This window comes from Caballeronia terrestris (assembly GCF_001544515.1).
Classification (GTDB): Bacteria; Pseudomonadota; Gammaproteobacteria; order Burkholderiales; family Burkholderiaceae; genus Caballeronia; species Caballeronia terrestris.
Genome location: NZ_FCOL02000047.1, coordinates 19,675 through 40,207, shown reverse-complemented (window position 1 = coordinate 40,207; position 20,533 = coordinate 19,675). Strand labels below are relative to the sequence as shown.

Sequence of the window (20,533 nt, the reverse complement as noted above, 5' to 3'; positions counted from 1 at the left end):
AAAGCACACCGGCTCCTCAAGCGCTGGCCGCCTGACTATGCCGACCGCCCCGCGTACACCACTCTTGACGATTTCTCCCTATAAGAACGCGAACTGCCCGAACCGAAACGCGGCGTCGCACGGCGAACGCTGCAATGTGTTCTTTCCCGGCTTGTGGCGATCTTAGATGGCGCGGATTGATGCACCGGCGCATCGAGTCGAACAAAGAAGGCCCGCACAAGCGGCGGGCCAAGATGGAACGATCTACAACGCGTGCCCCCAAGCCCAGAGGACACGCCCCTGCGAAGTAGCAAAAAGAAAGCCCGCCAACAGAAGGCGGGCAAGCCATCGCGCTGATACGCGAGATGACCAATCTTTGTTTTAGCAGGGCCGCCCCGCAATGCAAGGCGTATCGTGGATAGGGCGCCGTCTGAGCGTCTCACTATCAAACGTGAACTGAATAAGTAAGATTGATGCACCTATCTACTTGGAGACAGAGAGGCTTGCTGGCATAAAAAATCCCCGCCGGAGCGGGGCCAACTTCGAGGAGATAGCAAGATGCGTGTTAACTGCAGCAATGAGCATGCAGGGATGGCCATGAAAACATCACCCAAAAGCGTCGCCATTCCGGACGTTGGCCGCGAAAGCGGTGACGCCGATTAATCAATGCCTGCGTCACGCGTGACGCGTCCGGGACGTTAGCATGAGTCACAGCGCGCGAGCCGATCGAGCATCATGCGAAGCCGATGCGATTGCATAGGGTACGCAATGCGGACGAAGCGGAGGCGTGCCGTCATGGGGAAGGCCATGAACGAAGAACACAAAAAGCCGCTCGGAATCGACAACACGATGAGCATCGTCTACACCAGGTCGAAAAATGAAAACCGGAAGGGCCACGACACTGACATCGAGTTTTACGACGTGCTCGATGCGTCCGGCGCGCTGATCGCCAAGTGCGATACGAGCATCCATCCGCCGCAGCGAAGGAGAACTGAGCTAAGGAAGTTCGCTCCGGACGGCATAACTCGCATCGAATGACGCCCAACTGGCAGCCGTGGAGCACGCGCGCGTATCACGAGATGGATGCTTGCGCGGCTCTCCAAGGCGGGAGAACAATTCGCAGTCATGCCGCCTCGCAGGGCAGCAGCGCATAATGTCAGCCCCTTCCTTCCATGGGATCGCAGACGGAGTTATTAGGAGGATTGGCGATTGTAGTGGTGTTGCTCGTGTAGATTATCGGCGCCATAACTAAGTCGAAACCACCCGCATTGGCTAAGTGCCCGCGCTGCAAGCGGCGCTGCTCACTGGCGGACATGGCGTGTAGGAACTGTAAGCGAAAACGGAACAATAAAACGCAAAGTAGTATTCCGCGTCCACCAAGCGCACAGCTCTTACATTTGTAGCGCATGCAAAACGTCGCATACCAGGCTCTATTGTGAGTGCGGGACAACGTTCTTTACTTGTTCGATCGATAACATTCGATACCGGTTCGCTCGTCTGCTTGCCTATAGCAAGTCCACTTATACGGTGGCCTTGAACTGGAGGATGTGGCGTCCCTGAATGCAGTCGCGGCCGCGGAGCGAACGCGTTGTTTGATGACAGTTGATCCGGTCCCCGAGCTCACCGGCTACTATGCGGGATTGGGGTTCCACGCTCCCCCGGTCGGACAGAATTGGTCGAAAAAGGGACGTATGTAATGTAAGCGGCCGCTGCGTTTAGGGCTCTCTCCGCGGTCGGCAGACGCCTGGGCGTAAGGACGAGAGTGCCCACTACCACGTCGATGTAACAGCCAGTCTCGCCGACCCCTGTTCGAACTGCGAGAATGCTCCGCATGGTCGCCAGCAAGTGTTCGGCGAACGGACTCGACGTTTGCCGTAACTTTATGGCCTTCCGAACGGCGGAAATCACTGCTTGAGGGCCTTTCATAGTCGCGGTCGCGGGACCGCGGAAACGCCCGCGTTTTAGGGCGGGCGTTTCTTTTTGCTGCCCAGACCGCTGCGCCGCAACGGTTGGCAGCGTCATAGCGCTGATTGCGAGCGGGCCTGCGCAATGGGCGGATCCGGTTAGCGCTCTTCAGCACGAAATAGCTAGGCGTAAATTCGGCGTTGGACTAGGGATGGCACTTGCGCGCGTGGAGCACGTTCACGATCTGGATGCGATCGCGTTTGATGCGGTAGACGACGATTTAGTTCGGCAGCACGACCATTTCCCGCGTGTTCGGCACGCGGCCCTCGCGGTAGACATAGGGGTGGTCGGGAATTGCAGCGGCCGCCTTAATAATGGCTTCGAAAACGAAGTCTGCGGCGGCCGGGCTCTGTTCTTCGATGTAGTCGAGATGCTCTGAGGTCTGCGCCGAGCGCGCGATGCGCCAGTCAGCGAGCATTGCGCGCCCTGCGTTTGGTCTCGACGTGCGCGCGCATATCCGCAACGACCGGATCGTGCGAAATATCCGGGCCTTCCTCGTCGAGCGAGCTGGACTTCCTTGCGGAATCACTCGTCGTGGAGCTCGATGCGACGGTTCACGTTTCGCCTTAAGTTTGTCGTGACCATGATGTCGTTTTGTATCCGCAGCGATTTGCATACAGATCGACGATATGTCTCAACACGCCGTCGGAAACGCGCCCGTGTCCCTTCCGAGGCTGTTATCGCAATCGACGCAGTCCTCGCATTTAGCCTGACAATAGGGCTCGGTCACGTCTCAACGATCTCGAGACTGTTTTCGGCACACCATTGCCTCAGCGCGCTTTCGATAGAGCCAGCTTCAAAGGAGTACCAGCGCTCGAGAGCGCCTTCACGCGCCAGAAGATCCTTGAAGCGCCCATACGCTCCGTGCCGTTGGAAAAATCTTTCGACCTGTTCATAACGCGCAGGCAACTGTTGCGCGACAAAGCGCAACGCGAGACTTTTCCCCAGATCGAGCTCGTTCTTATGCGGTATGGCGAGGTAGCGATCCGAAGTCTCCAGGTCGTCAGGATGATCTTCGTCGAACGCGTCGTCGAAATCGGAAGTCCAATAAACCTTGCCCGTGTCGAGTGAGACATACGCGTTATGCTCCATCGGCGACGCGTCGCTAACGAAGTCGAAGGCCATAGAAAGATCGGCGTACTTGACCGCGATCATGCCTCTACCCCCCATCGGTTGTAGCGTTCGAGCTGCCGGGTCGGTGTACCGGCGTAGAGCTGGTATTGCCCATACGCGGGCAATTTGTCGTCCGTCGGTGACTGATTGTCCACCGGCTCAACCCCTATCGCCGAAGTTCGCCTCACCGCTGTCATCCAGGCTCGCAAGGCCGTAGACGTCGCCTTCCCGATCAACCAGACGCAGCCATGTCCCCAGGTTCTCGCTGCTGCCGTCGAGTAGCCGGTTAGTCAGGGTATGGTCGTTCGCCTTGCCCAGCATATTATGAAGCCCGAGGTACGCGACCAGAAGGTGGAACAAGGCGCCGCGCAAATCATCCCGTCCGCCCTGGCAGCGTCGCGCGTGGCGATGCAAGTCTTCGATCGCGCGACCGAGTTTCTCGCCGACGTACGACAACGGCACGCCATGACGGTCCTGCCACGAGGTGTATGCCGCGCCGTTGGCATTCAATGGAAAATCGTCCGCTCCCTCTGACATGTCCCCTCTCCGTAGTTGCGTGGTTAGTCAATGCAGAGTCGGCCCGTTTGCGAGACAGCAATGCTTGTATTTGCGGCCGCTGCCACACGGACACGGTTCGTTGCGCCCGACCTTGGGGCTGTCCCGGCGCTGGGGAAAGCGCTCCGGCATGGCCGCAAGCGCCCGCCGGTGAGGCTCAAAATAGCGGTAGATGTGGGTCAGCCCCGCGATCATCGTCTGCAGTATTTCCTCACGCTTTTCCGGAGGAATGGGCGGAGGTCGCATCCGCGGGTCGGAATCGTGCTCATAATGCAGCATCATGATCGGTATCATGGGCCCGCCGTGATCCTCATCGTGAAGGAGCTCGCTCCAGCTTGCCGGGCGCGTCCCCACGCCGCGCATGAAACCGTGCGCCCAGTCGTTACCGGACGCGACGCCATCTTCTCCTTCGAGAAGCACGGGTAGGTATACGTTCGGCGTGTTCAAGGTCCGGCGCAACTCAGTCGCGATTGTGTTCCAGTGGCGCATGAGCAGCCCCGTGATCTCCGCGGCCTGCTCATCGCTCTCGAACGCGAAGTCTTCTCCCCAAATTTGGGGCAGATACTCGCTCGGCGGGACCAAGTCGGGCCCACAGATCAACGCTGAAAAGTAGCCATCGAGCATTTCGATGTTCATCGCATTAAGATCAATGGCGTCGAGAAAGCCAGAAAGACGAGCGAACTCGTCGTCGGTAAGCGGCTGATCGGTGGTCAGGTTCACAATGGCACCGTGTCTTGGTGTTAAAGATGGGGGCTACTACTCCGCTTGGGGGCGAAGCCGGTAACCAATAATCGGCTAGCGCCCACCCTAGTCGCTTTGCCGATCGATTATATGACGTCGGGCTCGCTGGGTTGCGCCCCGCGACCGGTCTCGCCGACTGCGCAGCTGTGGAGGTAGGCTCCGGTAGCGGTCGCAGCGGCATGAATTTACCGGCCAAGAACTTCCTGGTTTTCCGCCACACATCATCGCCCGCCGGGTTTCACCCAGGCGGCGACAGGCAGACACGCAAGACGGCAGCCACAGGGAGCCTCAGACGCCTATCCCTTTTGGCATGAGAGTATGCTCATACCAAGAGGGAACTGGATGTCGCTACGACGTCCGGAGAGGGACGCATGCCGGAGTATGCGCATGGATGCAGCGAATAGCGAATTCGTGCTCGTGGGAAGCCTTGAAGCGCTGAAAGCGAAGGGGCGGCTTGTCGTGCAAGGTGGCCATCGCCCCATCCTTGTCATCTACGACCGCGGGCGAGTCTTCGCCCTCGATAATCGATGTCCACACATGGGCTTTCCGCTAGAGCGAGGGACCGTCGAGGACGGCATCCTGACCTGCCATTGGCACCATGCGCGCTTCGATCTGGAAAGCGGCTGTACCTTCGACCTCTGGGCCGATGATGTACCGAGTTGCGCAGTCGAGGTGCGCAATGGCGACATCTGGGTCGCGACCACGTTGGCTCATTCCGATCCGGCGGCGTACTGGCATCAGCGGCTCGCGGACGGCCTCGCACATGGCCTTGGACTCGTCATCGCCAAGGCGGTGCAGGGACAGCTTGCAGCCGACGTTTCGGCGACCGATATCGTTCAACAGGTGGCGCTGTTCGGAGCGCACAACCGTGACGGCTGGGGCGTCGGTCTCACGATACTGACGGCGCTCGCCAATCTCTTGCCCGTGCTACGAGAGGACGACGTCTATCTCGCGCTGTTCCACGGCGCGCGTCATGTGGCAGCGGACTGCGAGGGCGAGGCGCCGCGGCGGCGACGCGCGCCGCTTGCAAGCCGGCCGGAGCCAGCCGCGCTCAGACGTTGGCTGCGCCTGTGGACCGACGTGCGCCATCGCGAGGCGGCCGAGCGGACCCTGTTGACGGCGATTGCCGCTGGTCTCTCACCGTCTGTGCTCGCCGATACCCTGCTGGCGGCCGGAACCGAGCGGACTTTCGCCGACACCGGCCATTCGCTCGACTTCATCAACAAAGCGTTTGAGTGTCTCGATCTTATCGGCTGGGAGCACGCGGCAACTGTGCTGCCTACTATCGTCGCGCAGATGGTGGCCGCCCGTGGCGCCGAGGAATCGACAGCCTGGCGCCAGCCCGTCGATCTTGTCGCGCTGTGTGACGCATCAGCCGGCGAAATGTCCAAGCTTTTCGCGGGCCGCCAGGGCGTGCGAGCCTGGTCAAATCACTCGACCCTCGCGCGGGAGTTGCTTGGAGACGAGCCGGCGAATATCGTCGATGCGCTGAAGGCGGCGATCCGCGTGGGCGCCGCTCCTGCCGACCTGGGACAGTCCCTCGCATATGCAGCGGCACTGCGTGTGGCCCGCTTCGGCAATGCCAACGAACACGCGGACTGGGAGACGGCGCATCATGTCTTCACCCATGCTAACGCGCTCCACCAAATGCTCAGGCGGATCGGGACCGCGGGCATCGACGGTTACCATACGGCCGTGCGGGCCATCATGCACGGAGCGATGGCGCTCTACCTTGCGCGTTATCTGAACGTCCCACCGGCCCGCATCCCGGGCGAGGACAACGATCAGCTCGACGACCTTCCCGTAGATGCGGAGGCCATTCGCGCTGCCTTGCTCGACGCATTCGACCGGCAGCGACAGGTTGATCTCGCAGCAAGACTGGTGGCGCGGCATCTTACGCTCGGCCATCCGCCAGAAGTGCTGATCGCCACGCTTGCGCATGCGGCGCTGCGTGAAGATGCGGGCTTCCATGCCTATCAAATGCTCGAGGCCGGCGTCCGGCAGTTTGGCGCGTGGGGCAATACTGACGAGGGGCGGCATGTTCTCGTTGCGGTCGCCCGTTATCTTGCGGCCCATTCACCGACTGAGCGCGGGACCCTGCAAACTGCCGACATCGCACAGCGCTTGATGAAAGGCGCCGAACTGCATCAGGGCGCTGGAGCGCCGTGACTGTGCGACTCTGATCGACAGGACCTCGTCTTGTAATCAGTAATCCTATTTACCAGCGACAAATAGATTTATGTTAAATCGCTATGCGGAGGTGCCATCTCATCATCTAGTCGAACTCGGGTTAGCTTAGATGCAGCATTCAACGGCTTAGCCGACGCCGCGCGTCGAGGGCCGCGATCGCCCGATGAAGCGCGAGCATCGCAGAATGCCACCAGCGCCTACGCGGAAATAATTCTAAATTTTGAAGGTCTCGAGCGTGGCCGGATGGAACAGTTCTTCGGGCTCGAGCCTGCGATCAGACAACCCCTCTGCATGATGCCGCGTAAGAAACCGCGACAGAACATGCCGGTTCGCTTCGAAGCCGTACGACCAGAAATCCTGGCCAAGTAAAAGGCGCGCGGCGCGCAGTTGCTCCTCGACGAATGGCAACGTGACCTTCGTCGCCGACGTATCGCTCAGTTTCGCGAGGGCCAACGCCTTTGATTTCTCGAACGCCTTCGCGACCGCGCCCGGCAGCCACGGATGCTGCTCCGCCAACGAGCGCCTGACACCTAATAGATGCATGATCGGAAAAAGCTTTGTGCGCGAGTACCAGTCGACAGCGGCCTTTTGCGGGTCGTTGTACAGGTACCTCACATTCGGATGTCCGTTCGTGAAGCACGACGGCGCGCGCGGTCCGATCACCGCATCGATTTCGCCCGTTGCGAGCAGGCTCGATATCGTTTCCCGGTCGGGCGCGTCTTCGAGGCGCACATCGGACGGCAAGTTGAGCTTGATCTTCTCCTGACGGCCGGTTTCCTCGTAGCCGCCGCGCACCCATGTCACGTCCGATGCCTTCAGACCGTGGTCTTCTTCAAGGAAGAGCCGTACCCACACGTTTGCCGTCAACTGATACTCAGGTACGCCGATTCGCTTGCCCTTGAGATCGCTAGGCGTTTCGATGCCGCAGTCGTTGCGCACATAGATCGACGTGTGGCGAAACGCGCGCGACGGAAAGACAGGCACGCCGATATACGGGCTCGTGCCCGCCGCCGTCTTAACGCTATAGCTGCTCAATGACAGTTCGCAGATGTCGTAGTCGGCGTGGCGGAATGCGCGGAAGAAGATCTCTTCCGGGTCCTGCAGCATGAAGACCGGATCGACGCCGTCGATCTGCACTTCGCCATCCACCAGCGGCCGCATGCGATCGTAGTTGCCCACCGCCACCGACAGGTTCAGCTTGCTCATTCTCGTTTCCCTACAAAGGTTTAAAGTATTTCGCGCCGTCATGCATCAGTGCCGATGAGCACGTCGCGCTGTTCCTCGCTCGATCGCAGCATCGCGAGGCAGATTTCGAGCGTGCAGCGCGCCCATCTACCATCATGAAGCGGCGCGATATCGCCGCGCACGGCGGCGAACAGTTCATCGACTACTTCGACGCGTGGCACCCTCGGCGCATCAAGCGCGATGCGCTCGCACCGCTCATCGCCATACACGGCGATACTGTCGGGAAGCGGCCTGAGATCCCCGCGTTCGCACGACACGATCAGCGGCCCGAAATGCTGATGCTTGCGGACATCCGTGCGATCGCGTGACACAGGCGTATATGACTTGCCGCCATATGTGCCCGCAGCCTTGAGCCGCGCTTCCTCTTCTGTGGATGCGACGGCGGACAACTTGCGGCGCGCGTTGCCGTAGTCGTCGGGATTCTTCGGCTGGCCCATTTCGCCGGTCCAGTCTGTCCACTCGTCGGAATCGAAATGCGCGTGGCCGTTATATGAAAGCGTCGCGAACGCGCCGTTCTCGAACCATAGCGTCGCCGTGTAGGCACCTTCAGTGGGGCGCGCCGGGTCCCACTTGCCGACGGCGGCACGAATGCGCGTCGCACGGCATCCAGCCAGCAGTCGCACGATGTCCACCTGATGCGCTGCCTGGCTGAACACCGCCCCGCCGCCCTCGGCCGTCGACAGCTCTTCAGGCCTGCGTGGCCGGAAAAGATAGTCGGTGTAATTGAGCGCCTGAATCATCTTCACGTCGCCGAATACGCCCGATGCGATCAGCTCGCGCGTTCGCAAATACGGCGTGTCGAAACTGTGGCAGTGCCCGACTATCAGATGCACGCTCGCATCGCGGCATGCCGCGATCATGTCGTCGCATTCGGCAAGCGATAGCGCCATCGGTTTTTCAACGAGCACGTGTTTGCCGCGCTTCGCTGCGATACGCGTGTGCGCCGCGTGAAACTGATGTGGACTTGCAATATAGATCGCGTCGATATCCGGCATGCGCGCGAGCTGTTCGATGTCGTCGAAGGCCGGTGCGTCGAAGTCCGCTTCGAACTGCGCACGCGCCTCCACTCGCGGATCGCATGCGCCCGCAAGTTGCACGCGCGTGTCTGCGAGGAACGTCGGCAGCATCAGCGAGAAGGCGCGCCCCAGTCCCGCGACGCCAAGCCTGAGTCGTTCCATCACGCCTGCACCTGATAGTTCGGCTCGACTGCAGCCTGCTCTTCACGGTCGTCCCACACCGGACGCGCGGCAAACTGTTTCCAGTCGGTCTCTTTCGGCACCATCGACTGGAACGAGCACATGTTGCGCGGAATCGCCTTGTCGCCTGTGCCGATCGCAGTCTCGCCCGCCTGGAACTCCTTGAGCGCATCGAGCATCCGGCGGCGGAATTCGACCACCGCGACATCGCTTGCGCCGAGTCGCTCGTCGGAACGATTTGCGATCGGACCCATCGTCACCCACATCGCAATGTCCTGATTTGGGAAGCCCGTGATGCCCGTGAAGTTGCCCGCCTTCATCGCCTCTCGATCCTGCCAGAAGCGGTTCTCCATGTTGCGCAACGGCCGGTACTGATCGTCGAGATCGATACCCACGCGCTGGCCGAGGAACTTGCGCCACGTTTCGGTCTCGGGCGTCCTGTCAGGATGACCCCATGCCATGAAGTAGAATGCGGTGTTCGTATCGTCCACCGGCACGTTGATGTTCGCGACGTTGTAGAGATTGTTCGGCGGTATCAGTGCGGTGGCAGGGGCGACGAACACCGTGGAGCGGATGTAGTCGTGCGTCGCGGCCTTCTGGATCGGCCGGCGCAGCGCAGCATACCGAAAGCCGTAACTCGTGCGATGCACCTGCATGCGCGGCGCCTTGTCCGTCGACGGCCGCAGCCAGTTCTTCGACGTCGCCTCGGCGCCTCCCACCCTCGCCGGAACGAAATCTGACGAATGCAGGCTCGAACTGTGCGCGGAATCGATCGCGCCTTCGAGAATCTGCGCCCAATTACACGGCAGGATCGCCTTCGCGATGCTCACGCGCGTCTCTTGAGTCGGCGCCCATGCCGGCGGCACGAACTCGGGGATCGCGTCCTGCGGGCCCATGTACGCCCACACAAAGCCGCCCCACTCCTTCGTCTCGTAGGCCTTGTGCTTGACCTTAGTCGTCATGTCGCTGCACGACGGTTCGGAGACCATCTCGATCACGTTGCCCTTCACATCCATCTTCCAGCCGTGATAGAGACACCGCAGGCCGCAATCCTCATTGCGCCCATAAACGAGCGACACACGCCGGTGCGGGCAGTACTCGTCCATCACGCCCACGTTGCCATCGGTATCGCGGAATACGACCAGGTCCTCGCCAAACACCCGTGCCTTCACCGGCGCTCCGTCCGGCTCGCTAACCTCCTCGATCAGACAAACGGGCGTCCAGTGACGGCGCATCATCTGGCCCATCGGGGCCTCGCCTTCGACGCGGCACAGCAATTGGTTTTCTTCAATCGTGAGCATTCAATCTTCTCCTGATCACATGTCTATTAACTATCGCCGGTTACAGGTCGAGCACCAGTTCTTCGCTCTTTGCCCGCGAAACGCAGATCATGATTTGCGCGGACTTTTCATCATCGGAGAGCACCATGTCGCGATGCTCGGCGTCGCCCGCGCAGAGCGTCGTGCGGCACGAGCCGCAGGTTCCGCTCTCGCATGAACTCGGCGCACGGATACCGTTATCGCGCAGGATTTCGAGGATCGAGCGGTCCGTAGGGATATCGAAGGTCTGCCCCGAGCGCTCCAGCTTCACGCGAAACGGTTTGTTCTCGACAACGAGCGACTGATCGACACCGAAGCTCTCGAAATGCACGCTGCCCTGCGGCCAGTGGCCCGTCATGTCGCGCACGCCGTCCATCAGCGCGCGCGGGCCGCAGCAATACACATGGGTGCCGCTGCCGGGCTTCTCGAAGACGGGCCAGAAATCGAAGGCATTCGCGAGGTCGCCGAAATCGTGATGCACGACGACGTGCGACTTCCATTCGGGGCCGGAAAGTTCGTCGAGGAACGCCGTCATTTCAGGGCTGCGTGTGAGGTAATAGAGCTTTAAGCGGGGGCCGCCGGTAGCCTTCAGATGACGCATCATCGAGAGAATCGGCGTGATGCCGATACCGCCGGCAACGAACACGAAACTGCGTGCGCGCTGGCTCAGACCGAACTCGTTGCGAGGTTCTGAGACGTCAATCCGATCGCCTTCCGACAGGTCGTCCGTCATGCTGACCGAACCGCCGCGACCAACCGCATCGCGCTTGACCGCGATCACATAGCGCTCGAATTCATCCGGATCGTTGCACAGCGAATAGTTGCGGTTCGCGCCGCTAGGCACGCGCACCGTGACGTGCGAACCCGCGGTGAAGGGCGACAGTTCACGCCCTTCCGGGTCGCGCAGCTCGAAGCTCACGATGCCCTCTGCGACTCGCGTCTTCTTCGTCACCAAGAGCGTCCTGAATGCCTGTTCCGTGTTTCTCATCTCACTCATGTGCGTCTGCCTTCCTACTCGATCTTCGTCAGGTGGGGCACCCTTTGCTGCAATGCCAATACACGTGTTTATATTAGAGATCTAAGTAAAACGGCGCAAGCGGGTTTTCCCTGAAGCGCCTGACATGCGCAAAAAAAAAGGCGCCCTAAGGCGCCGTGCGTGCTGCGAGAATCGTGTTCAGGAGAGCTTTTCCGCGTGCTCGCGAAGCGTGTTGGCCGGCACGCCTATCAGCACCGCGAGCCCGCCTAGTACCACGAGCGCCGCGATCGCCGACAAACCGATCGCAAGACTGCCCGTCATTGTCTTGATCCAGCCCAGCGCGATCGGTCCGCAAAACGCGCCCACCTGTCCGAGACTGCTAATCGCGCCGATGCCGGCCGCCGCCGCTTCATCGGTGAGATAGGCTGGTGGGATGGACCAAATGATCGCGGCCGCACCGAAGTAGGAGATCGAGATCATGCCAAGACACACGATCGACGCCACCGTGCTGCCCGACACCAGCGGCAGCAGGAAGCCGCCAAGCCCGCCGATCGCCGTGCAGCCGAAGAAGTGCCAGCGCCGTTCCAGCGTCACGTCTGAACTGCGCGCAACGATGAACATGCCGAGCGCACCGATGATGTAAGGCAGCGCGGACAGCAGCCCGACATTCAACACGTCCGCGACGCCCGCCTGACGGATGATGGTGGGCGTCCAGTAATTGAGGATCGTGCCGCACAGCGGCACCGTGCCCCAGCCCGCCGCGAGGATGTAGACCCGTGGGTCCTTCAACGCCGCAAGCAATTGATGCTTGCCATGCTTCGACGGCTTCTTTTCGGCTCGATCTGCAGCAAGGGCGTCGAGGATGATCTTCTTCTGATCGTCGTCGAGCCAGCGTGCGTCCTCGGGCTTGTCGACAAGATAGAAGAACGCCACGATGCCCATCAGGAGCGCCGGCAGACCTTCAAGGAAGAAGAGCCATTGCCAGTTCTTGTAGCCATAGACATCGGTGAAGTTATGCAGGATCCAGCCCGATAGCGGCCCACCGATGATACCGGCGGCCGCAATCGCAAGCAGGAAGCGAGACGTTATCCGCGCACGCCGTGCGCCCGGATACCAGTACGTGAGATACAAAATGATGCCCGGCCAGAAGCCAGCTTCGGCCGCGCCGAGCAGAATGCGCGCAACGTAGAACTGCATCGGCGTGGTCATGAACGCCATCGCAGTGGAGATGCCGCCCCACAGGATCATGATGCGCGAGATCGTTAGCCGCGCGCCGATCTTCTTTAGCCACAGCGTACTCGGTACTTCGAGCGAGATATAGCCGATGAAGAAAAGGCTCACGCCGAGTCCGTAGGCGGCATCACTCAAGCCCAGATCCTGTTTGAGATGCAATTGCGCAAAACTAACGTTCACCCGGTCGAGATAGTTCAGAACCCAGCAGACGAAGATGAACGACATCAACCGCCACGTGACCTTGTGATATGTCGCTTCGACGCGTGCCACCGTTGCGTCCGACTCCGGCAGGAATTGCGTAAGTGTGGATTTGTCCACCGACTGTCTCCGTTCCGCTCGCTCATGAGGACGACGCGCAGTCGCTCGGAACTCGTCCTCGCGCACTCCGCGTTTCAAGGTGTTTTTATTCGATATCTAACTATAATAGTAGAGAGTCGAATCGGCACAGACAAGCTCGGGTTTGCCCCGAGAAGACCTATCTTCGTCCGCGCGAGCAACGCGATGCGGCATTCTTAACGGCTATCATGTCGAGCAGACGATCTCTCGGGCTTTTGGAAGACACTGTCATGACACGAAAGAAAATTGTGGCTGGTGCGCCACGCGAAACCGCGGAAATGCTGCGTCACTGGCACGACATGGTGCCGAACGATCGGCTCGCGCACCTCGTGAAGGACGCGACGCGCTCGATGGTGCGTGCGCTGCAGATGCGGCTTGCTGAACACTCGGTATCATTTGGACACTGGACTTTTCTGCGCATACTTTGGGAAACAGATGGCCTCACGCAGCGCGAGCTTAGCGAACAGGCGGGCGTGATGCAGCCAACCACGTTCTCAGCAGTGACGGCGATGGAAAAGCTCGGGCTCGTCGAGCGGCAGCAGCTGCCCGATAACAAGAAGAACGTGCATGTGTTCTTAACCACCGAAGGCCGCGCGCTCAAGAAAAGGCTCGTGCCGCTCGCCGAGGAAGTCAACGAAATCAGCGTGACGGGCCTGAGCGAGCGCGACATCAACACCGCGCGCAAGGTGCTGCTCGCGATCATCGAGAACCTCGCGGAGGACGAGTCCGGATCCAACAATCCAATGCGCCGCGTGCCATCGACGCGTGCATTGGGGCGTCTGATTACAGAGCGCGCAGACCCCCTGAAAGACGCCTGATTTATTTTTCCGTTCGGTAGGTGCGGTCACATCGACAAATAGCGGCAAGTTGTGTGCGCTATTTGTCGATCGATGAAGGAGGTACAACGTGGGCTTCGATGCGATGCGTTCTGAAGACAACAGGTCAACGGCATTTCGCGACACAAAGGCGTCCGTGGCGGTTTTCGACGTGGGCCATCGGTCCAGCTTGGAAGCGGCGCGATCGTCACAATCCTTCACCGCACAACGCGCGACCTCGTGCGCGCCTTAACTTGGCCGTACCCATAGAAAACGCGCGCCTTGTTATACCGCTCCACAATTTGGCGCGCAGCTGTGAATGAGCCACGCGCGGAATTACCGGCTTGTGGGCCATCGATCACCGCCCATCGCACGGTTGCCGCGGGGCAAAGTTCGTCGAGCGAGCGTAGTCGCGGCGCGAATTCAGTACGTGGCGGGGCTCTTCCACCTGATTGGACTCGCACCGCGTGAGCGCGCGCCGCTCGTCGTCGATCGCCGGGCCGTGCAAGGCGAGCGGCCGCAGTGTCGCGAACCCATCGGACGATGCTCGCCGCACGCTCCTGCAGAACTCCGGCGCCCGCTCGGATTTCCCGCTCCAGCGGTGGACACGGCGCGGTCCTTGTTGACTCCGAACACGGCTCGATATACGTCTCCTGGCGCACCGCACCCCTGCACGCCATCTGCACTCAGAGCGGCGGAGCGTTGCGCTGAGCGCATCGTGCAAGCACCGGGCGGCGTCTGCACGGCAAGCTACTCGGTTCACGAATACCGGCAAACCTTCTGCGATAAGCAACCTTGGCATTTCTGACATACGGCCGTGAACTGTGGCACCGGCCAATCGCGGAGCACAAGGGGTGGAGGACTTTCAAGTGCTCGATCACATCACGGATGGCGTGATGTCACTCGACCAGGAGCGGAACTTTCGCAACATCAACCGCACCGCTGCGCGGTTGCTGAAACGCCGGTCCGTAGACCTGCTGGTTCGCGAGATCTGGGCCGAAAACCCGGATATTGGCGGGACGGGCTTCGAAACGGCCTATCGGCAGGCGGCCGCGGCCGGCGCGCCCAGCACCGCATCGAACCCACGCACGCTTCGACTTGTGGTTACACTCGCAGTCTCAGGCTCTCCCTTCTCGCTCGGGCCTCATGGACCTCAAGCAAATCCAGTATTTCATCGCCCTCTTCGAGGATGGCTCCGTCACACGCGCAGCCAAGCGCCTCAATATCGTGCAGCCCGCGCTCAGCATGCAGATTTCGAAGCTTGAGGCCGAACTGCGACAGACGCTCTTCGAACGCGGCCCGCACGGCATGACGCCGACCGAAGCGGCGCGCCTCATGTATCGTCTGTACACGCCGATCATGCGCGACATCGACCACGCACGCGAGCAATTGAGCCGGCGCGACGTGATCATCACGGGTCGCGTTTTGCTCGGGATGGTAGCGTCGGAGGCGGAAAGCGTGTTGCCGGAGTCACTCGCGAGGTTTGACGCGCTCTTTCCGCAAGTCGAGGTATCCGTGGCCGACGGCTTCAGCGCGCAACTCATCGATGCGGTCGAGGCAGGCCGGCTCGATGCCGCGATCATCAACAAGCCGCGCGGGCGCCTGACGCTCGATGTTGAGCCGTTGCTGGTCGAGGAAATGGTGCTCGTAACGAGCGCCGCGCATGGCGTCGAGCTGCCGCAGGAGATCGATCTCGCGAACACGTTCGGGGTAGAATTCGTGCTGCCGACGCGCCGCAACGGCCTGCGCGGCGCACTCGACGCCGCGCTGATGGCCGCCGATATCGTCATCAAGCCCAAGTTCGAAATCGATCTGCTCAGCTCGATTGTGCAATTCGTCGAGCAGGGAAATATCGCGACGATCCTGCCGCGCGTGGTCGTGCAACGCAAAGTGGACGAAGGCGTACTGCGCGCCCACACGATCGCATCGCCGCCGATCGTGCGGCACATCGTCCAGGTCACGCATCCAAAGCGGCCGATCGGTCCCGCCGCGCAAGCGCTCATCGCAATCATCACCGACGAGATAAAGCGGGTGACGACGGGTGTATCGGGCGACCATGCGCCTTAGCGGCCGCGTTCCAACGGTTCGCGCGCACTATTCGGAACATCGCTGCGCGTTCCGAACAGCGTGTCGCAGATCGGGAACGTGAGGTTGAAGTTCTGTGTCGCCATCACTTCGGGATCGTGGTGCGTAGCGTGCAGGCGACGCACGGTGTTGACGAGCGGGACGCGATCGAGGAATGAGCTGTCGGTGAAGTGCGAGAGCGTATGCAGGCCCTCGTACATCAGGAAGTATGCCGCCATCGTGAACAACGCGATGTAGCCCGCGTTGCGCGACAATACGAACCCGATCACGAGCGCGAACGGCACGGCCGCCAGCACGAACGCGACCGGCGCGAACGGCGGAAACAGCAGCGCGCGCCAGTGAAGGTGGCCCTTGTATTCAAGCGTCACATGCGTGAAGAAGCGGTGATGGACCGCGCAATGGCGCTTGTAGATCATGCTGAAATACTTCGTCGGACGATGCAGCACGTAGCGGTGCGCCGCCCATTCCGCCCAATTACCGAACAGAAAGAGCGGAATGACCGCGAGCCATTCGGCGAGCGTCGGCGCATGAAGCTGCATCAGGCAATACACGATTACGCCGATGGTGAAGAGCAACGTGAAGCCGAGGTGCATTTCGCCGCGATACCACCATGGCGTGGCGTCGACATACTCGTCGCGAAACTTGTAGGAACGCGCACGAACGTCTTCTTCGTATTTCATCGATGTCTCCGACTGTTGTGTAGGGCGAGCGCCCGTTGGCGCCCGCCATCATGCTCAGTGAATCAGGAAGGAGTGCGCGCGGAACCGCCTTCGAGCTTGCCGAGTGTCTCGGGGACGACGAACGCGCCCACCAGAAAGATCACGCTGATCGCGCCGACGAAGATCGCTAGCGTCGTCGGCAACTGACTCGCGTCCTTCGCCACTAGCGACACGGCCGTCGGCATCATCCCGCCGATTGCGAAACCGATGTTCCAGGAGAGACCTGTACCCGTCGCGCGGATCGAGGTCGGGAAGCGTTCGTTCAGGAATATCAGGATCGGCGCATAGCCGGCACTGCCGAGCGCGCTGAGAAGCACTGCATAGACGCCGACCATCATGATGCTGTCCGCGGTAGGCAGCAGCAGAAACAGCGCGGGCAACGCGACGAGCCGGATCAGCCCGATCCACACGAATGTGCCCTTTCGGCCGATGAACGTGCTCAGGTGCCCTGCCGCGATCGATGCGATCACCACCGCGATGCTGCAGATCATCAGGATCGCCGCGGCCGCACCGTTGGGTGCGTGGCTAACTACCTTGAGGAACGTCGGCAAGTAGCCCGATGTCAGGTAGTATCCGCTGCCGCCGCCAATCGTCAGGAGCAGGTTGACGAAGAGGATCTTGCGATAGTCGCGCGAGAACAGCGTTTTCAGCGGCGAGCGCACGACTTCGACGGGCGCGCCCTTGACCTGCGCGGCCATCTTCGCGGCCTTTTCGGCGGCGAGCTTCTTCCACAGCGGCGACTCTTCAAGGCTGTTGAACACGAAGAGACCGAGCACCGAGCTGATGATGCCGGTGAAGAACATGCACCGCCAGCCCCATACGTCGAAAGCATCGCCCGGGAAAAGCGCCGACATCGCGAGGAACGTGACTGACGCGAGCAGCGCGCCGAGCCCAGCCCCGCCGCCGCCGATCAGTCCCGACACCGCGCCGCGATACTTCGGCGCGACGGATTCCGTGCCGATGGTGTGCGTCGAAGCAACCACACCGCCGACAAACACGCCTTGGATCAGGCGCAGCAAGAGGAAGAGAATCGGCGCGAGCACACCGACTTGAGCGACGGTCGGCAGCAAGCCGAACGCGGCCGTCGACAGGCCGACGCCGACCACCGCGACGATCATCGCGCCTTTACGGCCACGGCGATCGGCGTAGGAACCGAAGAGCGCGGAGCCGAGCGGGCGCATCAGCAGTGTCACGGCGAACGATGCATAGACGGCGGCGAGAGAAAGCATCGCGTGCTCGGAGGGGAAGAAAAGACGCCCCACCACTGGCGCAACATACAACAGTACGAATAGGTCGAACAAATCCAGTGCCCAGCCGAGGCACGAAGCTACCACTGCGCCCATCACCTGTCGCTGATCGACAGCGGGTGCGGCGGCGCCATTTTGCGCTGCTACGGACATTTCCATCTCCTTGAATGTCACCGAGCCATCTCTCGATTGACCCCGTGTTGAAGGCACGTTGTGTGACGTGCTCTTATTGCCGTTAAAGAAACTTTTCAGTGCGCGGCGGCGAGCGGCGTCGTTGTCGACGCGCTGCCTATGCGTCGTCTAGTGACCATTGCATCGGCGATCTTCTCGGCAATCATGATGGTCGGGATATTGGTATTCGCCGACGGCAGTCGAGGCATCAGCGATGCATCAACCACTCGCAGGCCCCGCGCTCCGTGCACTCGGCCTTCGGTATCGGTCACGGCGCTGCGCTCGCGGGCGTCGCCCATGCGGCACGTGCCGCTCGCATGCCATACGCCGAAGACGTTCGTGCGGATGAAATCCGCGAGCGCGCGTTCATCGGCGAGCAGCGCCGAGATCCTTTGCCCGCGCGTGAAGAAGCGTTCGATCAGCAGGCGGCGGATCGGCGCAGGTGTATCGAGCAGCGTGCCGAGCATCGAGGTCAGCAGCGCGTTGCGCTTGCTAACACGGCTCACCGCCTTCACGCGCGGCGAAAAAGCCGCAGGAAAGAAATCGCGCTGATCGTGACCGAGGCCCGATGCAGCGACGACCTTTGCGAGCAGCCGTACGCCCACCGCGAGCCGGTCGAGGTCGCGCTGGTCGTCGAGCAGATTGAGCTCGACGCGCGGTGCGACCGCTGCATCGGATGAAACCAGTTGTACGCGTCCGCGCGAATACGGCCGGTTGCACCAAAGAAAGAAAAGACCAAGCCGGTTGCCGAGCGAATGCCATGCGGCACGCGTCGCGCTCGACAGATACAAGTCCGAGGATTCACCGCCATCGACGCCCGACGTGAATCGAGCCGCCGTCATGCTCGCGCGACGCCGAGAGAGCGGCATACGAAAGCGCGGTTCGAGAAAATGGCAGAACGTGAGCGACGGATGATCCTGCAGATTGCGCCCGACGCCTGGCAGATCGACGAGGCATCCAATGCCGAGCTCGTCGAGCTCATGCTTCGAGCCAATGCCCGCGCGCATCAGCAATGCGGGCGACTGGAGCGCACCCGCACAGATGACGACCTCGTCGCCGTTCAGATGCACCCGCTCGCCGTTCGGCGCGGCTGCGACAACGCCCTGAGCGGCGATCCCTTCCATCACGATTCGCTCAACACGCAGGTTCGAATACACAGTGAGATTGGGCCGCTTACGTGTCGCTTCGTCGAGGTACGCGACAGCGGTCGACACGCGCTTGTCGTCGATATTTGAGAACGCACCGGGAAACAAGCCATCGCCGAACTCGGCATTTTGGTCTTGCAAGGTCGCGAAGCCATTCGCGCGCAGCCCATCGGCGAACGCGTGGCAGAATGGGGGCCAGTCCTCCGGCATGATGCGGCGTATCGGCACCGGACCATCACTGCCATGCAACTCGCCAGCGGGGAAATTCACATCACGCTCGAGCTTTCGGAAATACGGCAGCACGTCGTCCCACGCCCAGCCCGGCGCGCCGTTCGCGGCCCACTCGTCGTAATCGCGCGGCAGGCCGCGATTCGCCGACTGCACGTTGATGCTCGACCCGCCGCCCATGACACAGCCCTGCTCATAGACCCGCGGTGCCGATGTTTTCGTCGCCTTCGCTTTCAGATCCGGCCAGGTGTAGGTGTCGCCGCAAAAGACGGGCATCGGATAGCTGTCGAGGATATGCGCGGGCACCGCACCTGGTGGCGTATCGGCGCCCGCCTCGACCAACGCGATGCGCAGCGACGGCACCGCCGACAGCCGATGCGCGAGCACGCATCCCGCCGATCCGCCACCGACGATCACGTAATCGAAACGTTCCATATGCCTGTCTCCTCGTCTTTTGCTGACTTCTCAGGAACCGCGAAACGCCGGCTTGCGCTTGCCATGGAACGCTTCGACTCCTTCGCGGAAATCCTCCGACGTGCGCAGCCGGCTGTAGCAATGCCCTTCGAGTTCGATCGCGATCGAGAGCGGCGTATCTTCGGAATCGTTGAGCAGCTTCTTCGCCGTGCGTTGCGCGAGCGGCGAGAATGTGCGCAACTCGTCGACGAGTGCATCGGTGGCGGCTTCCAGTTCGGCGTCCGGCACGCACTCGACCGCGATGCCCCACTCGTACGCCTGCTTGCCCGCGATGCGGCGCGAGCGCATCACGATGTCCTTGGTCCTGCCGATCCCGACCATCTGCTGCAGTCGCGCCGATCCACCTGAGCCCGGAATCTGCCCGAGCTTCTGTTCGGGCAGCGCATAGAATGTGGTCTCAGTCGCGATGCGGAAATCGCACGCAAGTGACAACTCGAACCCCACGCCGAAGCAGAAGCCGCGATTGGCCGCGATCACCGGCTTCGAGCAGCGCGCGGGTGCCGCGATGTTCCAAGCGAGCTTCGACACGTGTTCCGGCGATGCTTCGAGAAAGCCCCGAATGTCACCGCCGCTCGAGAAATGCTCGCCTTTCGCCCGCACGACGATCACGCGCACGCGGTCGTCTTCGTCGAGCGCCTCGAACGCCGCGCGCAATTGATCGCGCGCGTGCATTGAAATCACGTTGAACGGCGGGCGATGCAGGATGATGTCGGCGCGCTCGCGCGCGGCGTCGATCTCGATCGTGAATCCGTCGAGGTCCTGAAGCAGCGCCTGGCCGCGATGGGTCAAGTCGGTCATGTT

General features: G+C 61.3%; 17 protein-coding genes. 4 read left to right on the top strand and 13 right to left on the bottom strand.

The window, feature by feature from the left end:
• Positions 1–828 precede the first annotated feature (828 nt).
• On the top strand, positions 829–1,017 hold the full coding sequence (locus AWB67_RS26740; RefSeq protein WP_125477682.1) for a hypothetical protein: 189 nt from the start codon (positions 829–831) through the stop codon (positions 1,015–1,017).
• 1,147 nt (positions 1,018–2,164) lie between these two features.
• On the opposite strand, the gene AWB67_RS26735 is transcribed toward AWB67_RS26740, so the two are convergent.
• The 4 genes from AWB67_RS26735 to AWB67_RS26720 form a co-directional block, all read right to left on the bottom strand.
• A complete protein-coding gene (locus AWB67_RS26735; protein WP_235025330.1) occupies positions 2,165–2,362 on the bottom strand; it encodes a type II toxin-antitoxin system mRNA interferase toxin, RelE/StbE family in 198 nt (65 codons plus the stop codon).
• Between the two features lie 308 nt (positions 2,363–2,670).
• On the bottom strand, positions 2,671–3,099 hold the full coding sequence (locus tag AWB67_RS26730; RefSeq protein WP_087659228.1) for a UPF0158 family protein: 429 nt from the start codon (positions 3,097–3,099) through the stop codon (positions 2,671–2,673).
• Positions 3,100–3,216: 117 nt separating this feature from the next.
• Positions 3,217–3,594 carry a hypothetical protein gene (locus AWB67_RS26725; RefSeq protein WP_087659227.1) on the bottom strand — a complete coding sequence of 126 codons (378 nt, stop codon included), beginning with the start codon at positions 3,592–3,594 and terminating at the stop codon, positions 3,217–3,219.
• 27 nt (positions 3,595–3,621) lie between these two features.
• Complete coding sequence (locus AWB67_RS26720; protein ID WP_087659226.1) at positions 3,622–4,332, bottom strand: YecA/YgfB family protein; 711 nt, start codon at positions 4,330–4,332, stop codon at positions 3,622–3,624.
• 408 nt (positions 4,333–4,740) lie between these two features.
• Here AWB67_RS26720 and AWB67_RS26715 point away from each other — a divergent pair, with 408 nt between their 5' ends.
• Positions 4,741–6,522, top strand: coding sequence for a Rieske (2Fe-2S) protein (locus tag AWB67_RS26715; protein WP_200822314.1), 1,782 nt, complete (start codon positions 4,741–4,743; stop codon positions 6,520–6,522).
• A 234-nt stretch (positions 6,523–6,756) separates the two neighbouring features.
• Here the strand turns inward: AWB67_RS26715 and AWB67_RS26710 are convergent, their stop codons facing one another.
• From AWB67_RS26710 to AWB67_RS26690, 5 genes are all read right to left on the bottom strand, one after another.
• Positions 6,757–7,749, bottom strand: coding sequence for an ABC transporter substrate-binding protein (locus tag AWB67_RS26710; RefSeq protein WP_087659224.1), 993 nt, complete (start codon positions 7,747–7,749; stop codon positions 6,757–6,759).
• 38 nt (positions 7,750–7,787) lie between these two features.
• Positions 7,788–8,966 carry a Gfo/Idh/MocA family protein gene (locus AWB67_RS26705; protein WP_087659223.1) on the bottom strand — a complete coding sequence of 393 codons (1,179 nt, stop codon included), beginning with the start codon at positions 8,964–8,966 and terminating at the stop codon, positions 7,788–7,790.
• Entirely contained in the window at positions 8,966–10,285 is a 1,320-nt protein-coding gene (locus tag AWB67_RS26700; protein WP_087659222.1) for a Rieske 2Fe-2S domain-containing protein, read from the bottom strand. Before AWB67_RS26700 ends, AWB67_RS26705 begins: the two co-directional genes overlap by 1 nt.
• A 40-nt stretch (positions 10,286–10,325) precedes the next feature.
• Positions 10,326–11,291: a PDR/VanB family oxidoreductase gene (locus AWB67_RS26695; protein WP_087659221.1), complete on the bottom strand. Its 966-nt coding sequence runs from the start codon at positions 11,289–11,291 to the stop codon at positions 10,326–10,328.
• A 186-nt stretch (positions 11,292–11,477) separates the two neighbouring features.
• Positions 11,478–12,830 (bottom strand): MFS transporter, encoded by a 1,353-nt coding sequence (locus tag AWB67_RS26690; RefSeq protein ID WP_087659220.1) that lies wholly within the window; start codon positions 12,828–12,830, stop codon positions 11,478–11,480.
• 248 nt (positions 12,831–13,078) lie between these two features.
• Between AWB67_RS26690 and AWB67_RS26685 the strand changes: the two genes are divergently transcribed.
• The gene (locus tag AWB67_RS26685; RefSeq protein ID WP_200822312.1) at positions 13,079–13,666 is read left to right on the top strand and encodes a MarR family winged helix-turn-helix transcriptional regulator; all 588 of its coding nucleotides are present in this window, start codon (positions 13,079–13,081) and stop codon (positions 13,664–13,666) included.
• A 1,143-nt stretch (positions 13,667–14,809) separates the two neighbouring features.
• Positions 14,810–15,730 (top strand): LysR family transcriptional regulator, encoded by a 921-nt coding sequence (locus tag AWB67_RS26680; RefSeq protein ID WP_087659218.1) that lies wholly within the window; start codon positions 14,810–14,812, stop codon positions 15,728–15,730.
• Here the strand turns inward: AWB67_RS26680 and AWB67_RS26675 are convergent.
• The 4 genes from AWB67_RS26675 to AWB67_RS26660 all read right to left on the bottom strand — a co-directional run bounded on the left by AWB67_RS26675 (position 15,727) and on the right by AWB67_RS26660 (position 20,530).
• Positions 15,727–16,428 carry a sterol desaturase family protein gene (locus AWB67_RS26675; protein ID WP_087659217.1) on the bottom strand — a complete coding sequence of 234 codons (702 nt, stop codon included), beginning with the start codon at positions 16,426–16,428 and terminating at the stop codon, positions 15,727–15,729. The two genes, AWB67_RS26680 and AWB67_RS26675, sit on opposite strands and share 4 nt — an antisense overlap.
• Before the next feature lie 62 nt (positions 16,429–16,490).
• Entirely contained in the window at positions 16,491–17,867 is a 1,377-nt protein-coding gene (locus AWB67_RS26670) for an MFS transporter (protein ID WP_087659216.1), read from the bottom strand.
• Positions 17,868–17,962: 95 nt separating this feature from the next.
• A complete protein-coding gene (locus tag AWB67_RS26665; protein ID WP_087659215.1) occupies positions 17,963–19,693 on the bottom strand; it encodes a GMC family oxidoreductase in 1,731 nt (576 codons plus the stop codon).
• Between the two features lie 30 nt (positions 19,694–19,723).
• Positions 19,724–20,530, bottom strand: a complete 807-nt coding sequence (locus AWB67_RS26660) for an enoyl-CoA hydratase/isomerase family protein (protein ID WP_087659214.1) — start codon at positions 20,528–20,530, stop codon at positions 19,724–19,726.
• Positions 20,531–20,533: the final 3 nt, after the last annotated feature.

What these genes read in the sequence shown, in the direction of transcription:
- AWB67_RS26740 (WP_125477682.1), top strand. Translation starts at nt 829, where the DNA reads ATGAGCATCGTCTACACCAGGTCGAAAAATGAAAACCGGAAGGGCCAC.
- AWB67_RS26735 (WP_235025330.1), bottom strand. Translation starts at nt 2,362, where the DNA reads ATGCTCGCTGACTGGCGCATCGCGCGCTCGGCGCAGACCTCAGAGCAT.
- AWB67_RS26730 (WP_087659228.1), bottom strand. Translation starts at nt 3,099, where the DNA reads ATGATCGCGGTCAAGTACGCCGATCTTTCTATGGCCTTCGACTTCGTT.
- AWB67_RS26725 (WP_087659227.1), bottom strand. Translation starts at nt 3,594, where the DNA reads ATGTCAGAGGGAGCGGACGATTTTCCATTGAATGCCAACGGCGCGGCA.
- AWB67_RS26715 (WP_200822314.1), top strand. Translation starts at nt 4,741, where the DNA reads ATGGATGCAGCGAATAGCGAATTCGTGCTCGTGGGAAGCCTTGAAGCG.
- AWB67_RS26710 (WP_087659224.1), bottom strand. Translation starts at nt 7,749, where the DNA reads ATGAGCAAGCTGAACCTGTCGGTGGCGGTGGGCAACTACGATCGCATG.
- AWB67_RS26705 (WP_087659223.1), bottom strand. Translation starts at nt 8,966, where the DNA reads ATGGAACGACTCAGGCTTGGCGTCGCGGGACTGGGGCGCGCCTTCTCG.
- AWB67_RS26700 (WP_087659222.1), bottom strand. Translation starts at nt 10,285, where the DNA reads ATGCTCACGATTGAAGAAAACCAATTGCTGTGCCGCGTCGAAGGCGAG.
- AWB67_RS26695 (WP_087659221.1), bottom strand. Translation starts at nt 11,291, where the DNA reads ATGAGAAACACGGAACAGGCATTCAGGACGCTCTTGGTGACGAAGAAG.
- AWB67_RS26685 (WP_200822312.1), top strand. Translation starts at nt 13,079, where the DNA reads ATGACACGAAAGAAAATTGTGGCTGGTGCGCCACGCGAAACCGCGGAA.
- AWB67_RS26680 (WP_087659218.1), top strand. Translation starts at nt 14,810, where the DNA reads ATGGACCTCAAGCAAATCCAGTATTTCATCGCCCTCTTCGAGGATGGC.
- AWB67_RS26675 (WP_087659217.1), bottom strand. Translation starts at nt 16,428, where the DNA reads ATGAAATACGAAGAAGACGTTCGTGCGCGTTCCTACAAGTTTCGCGAC.
- AWB67_RS26670 (WP_087659216.1), bottom strand. Translation starts at nt 17,867, where the DNA reads ATGTCCGTAGCAGCGCAAAATGGCGCCGCCGCACCCGCTGTCGATCAG.
- AWB67_RS26665 (WP_087659215.1), bottom strand. Translation starts at nt 19,693, where the DNA reads ATGGAACGTTTCGATTACGTGATCGTCGGTGGCGGATCGGCGGGATGC.
- AWB67_RS26660 (WP_087659214.1), bottom strand. Translation starts at nt 20,530, where the DNA reads ATGACCGACTTGACCCATCGCGGCCAGGCGCTGCTTCAGGACCTCGAC.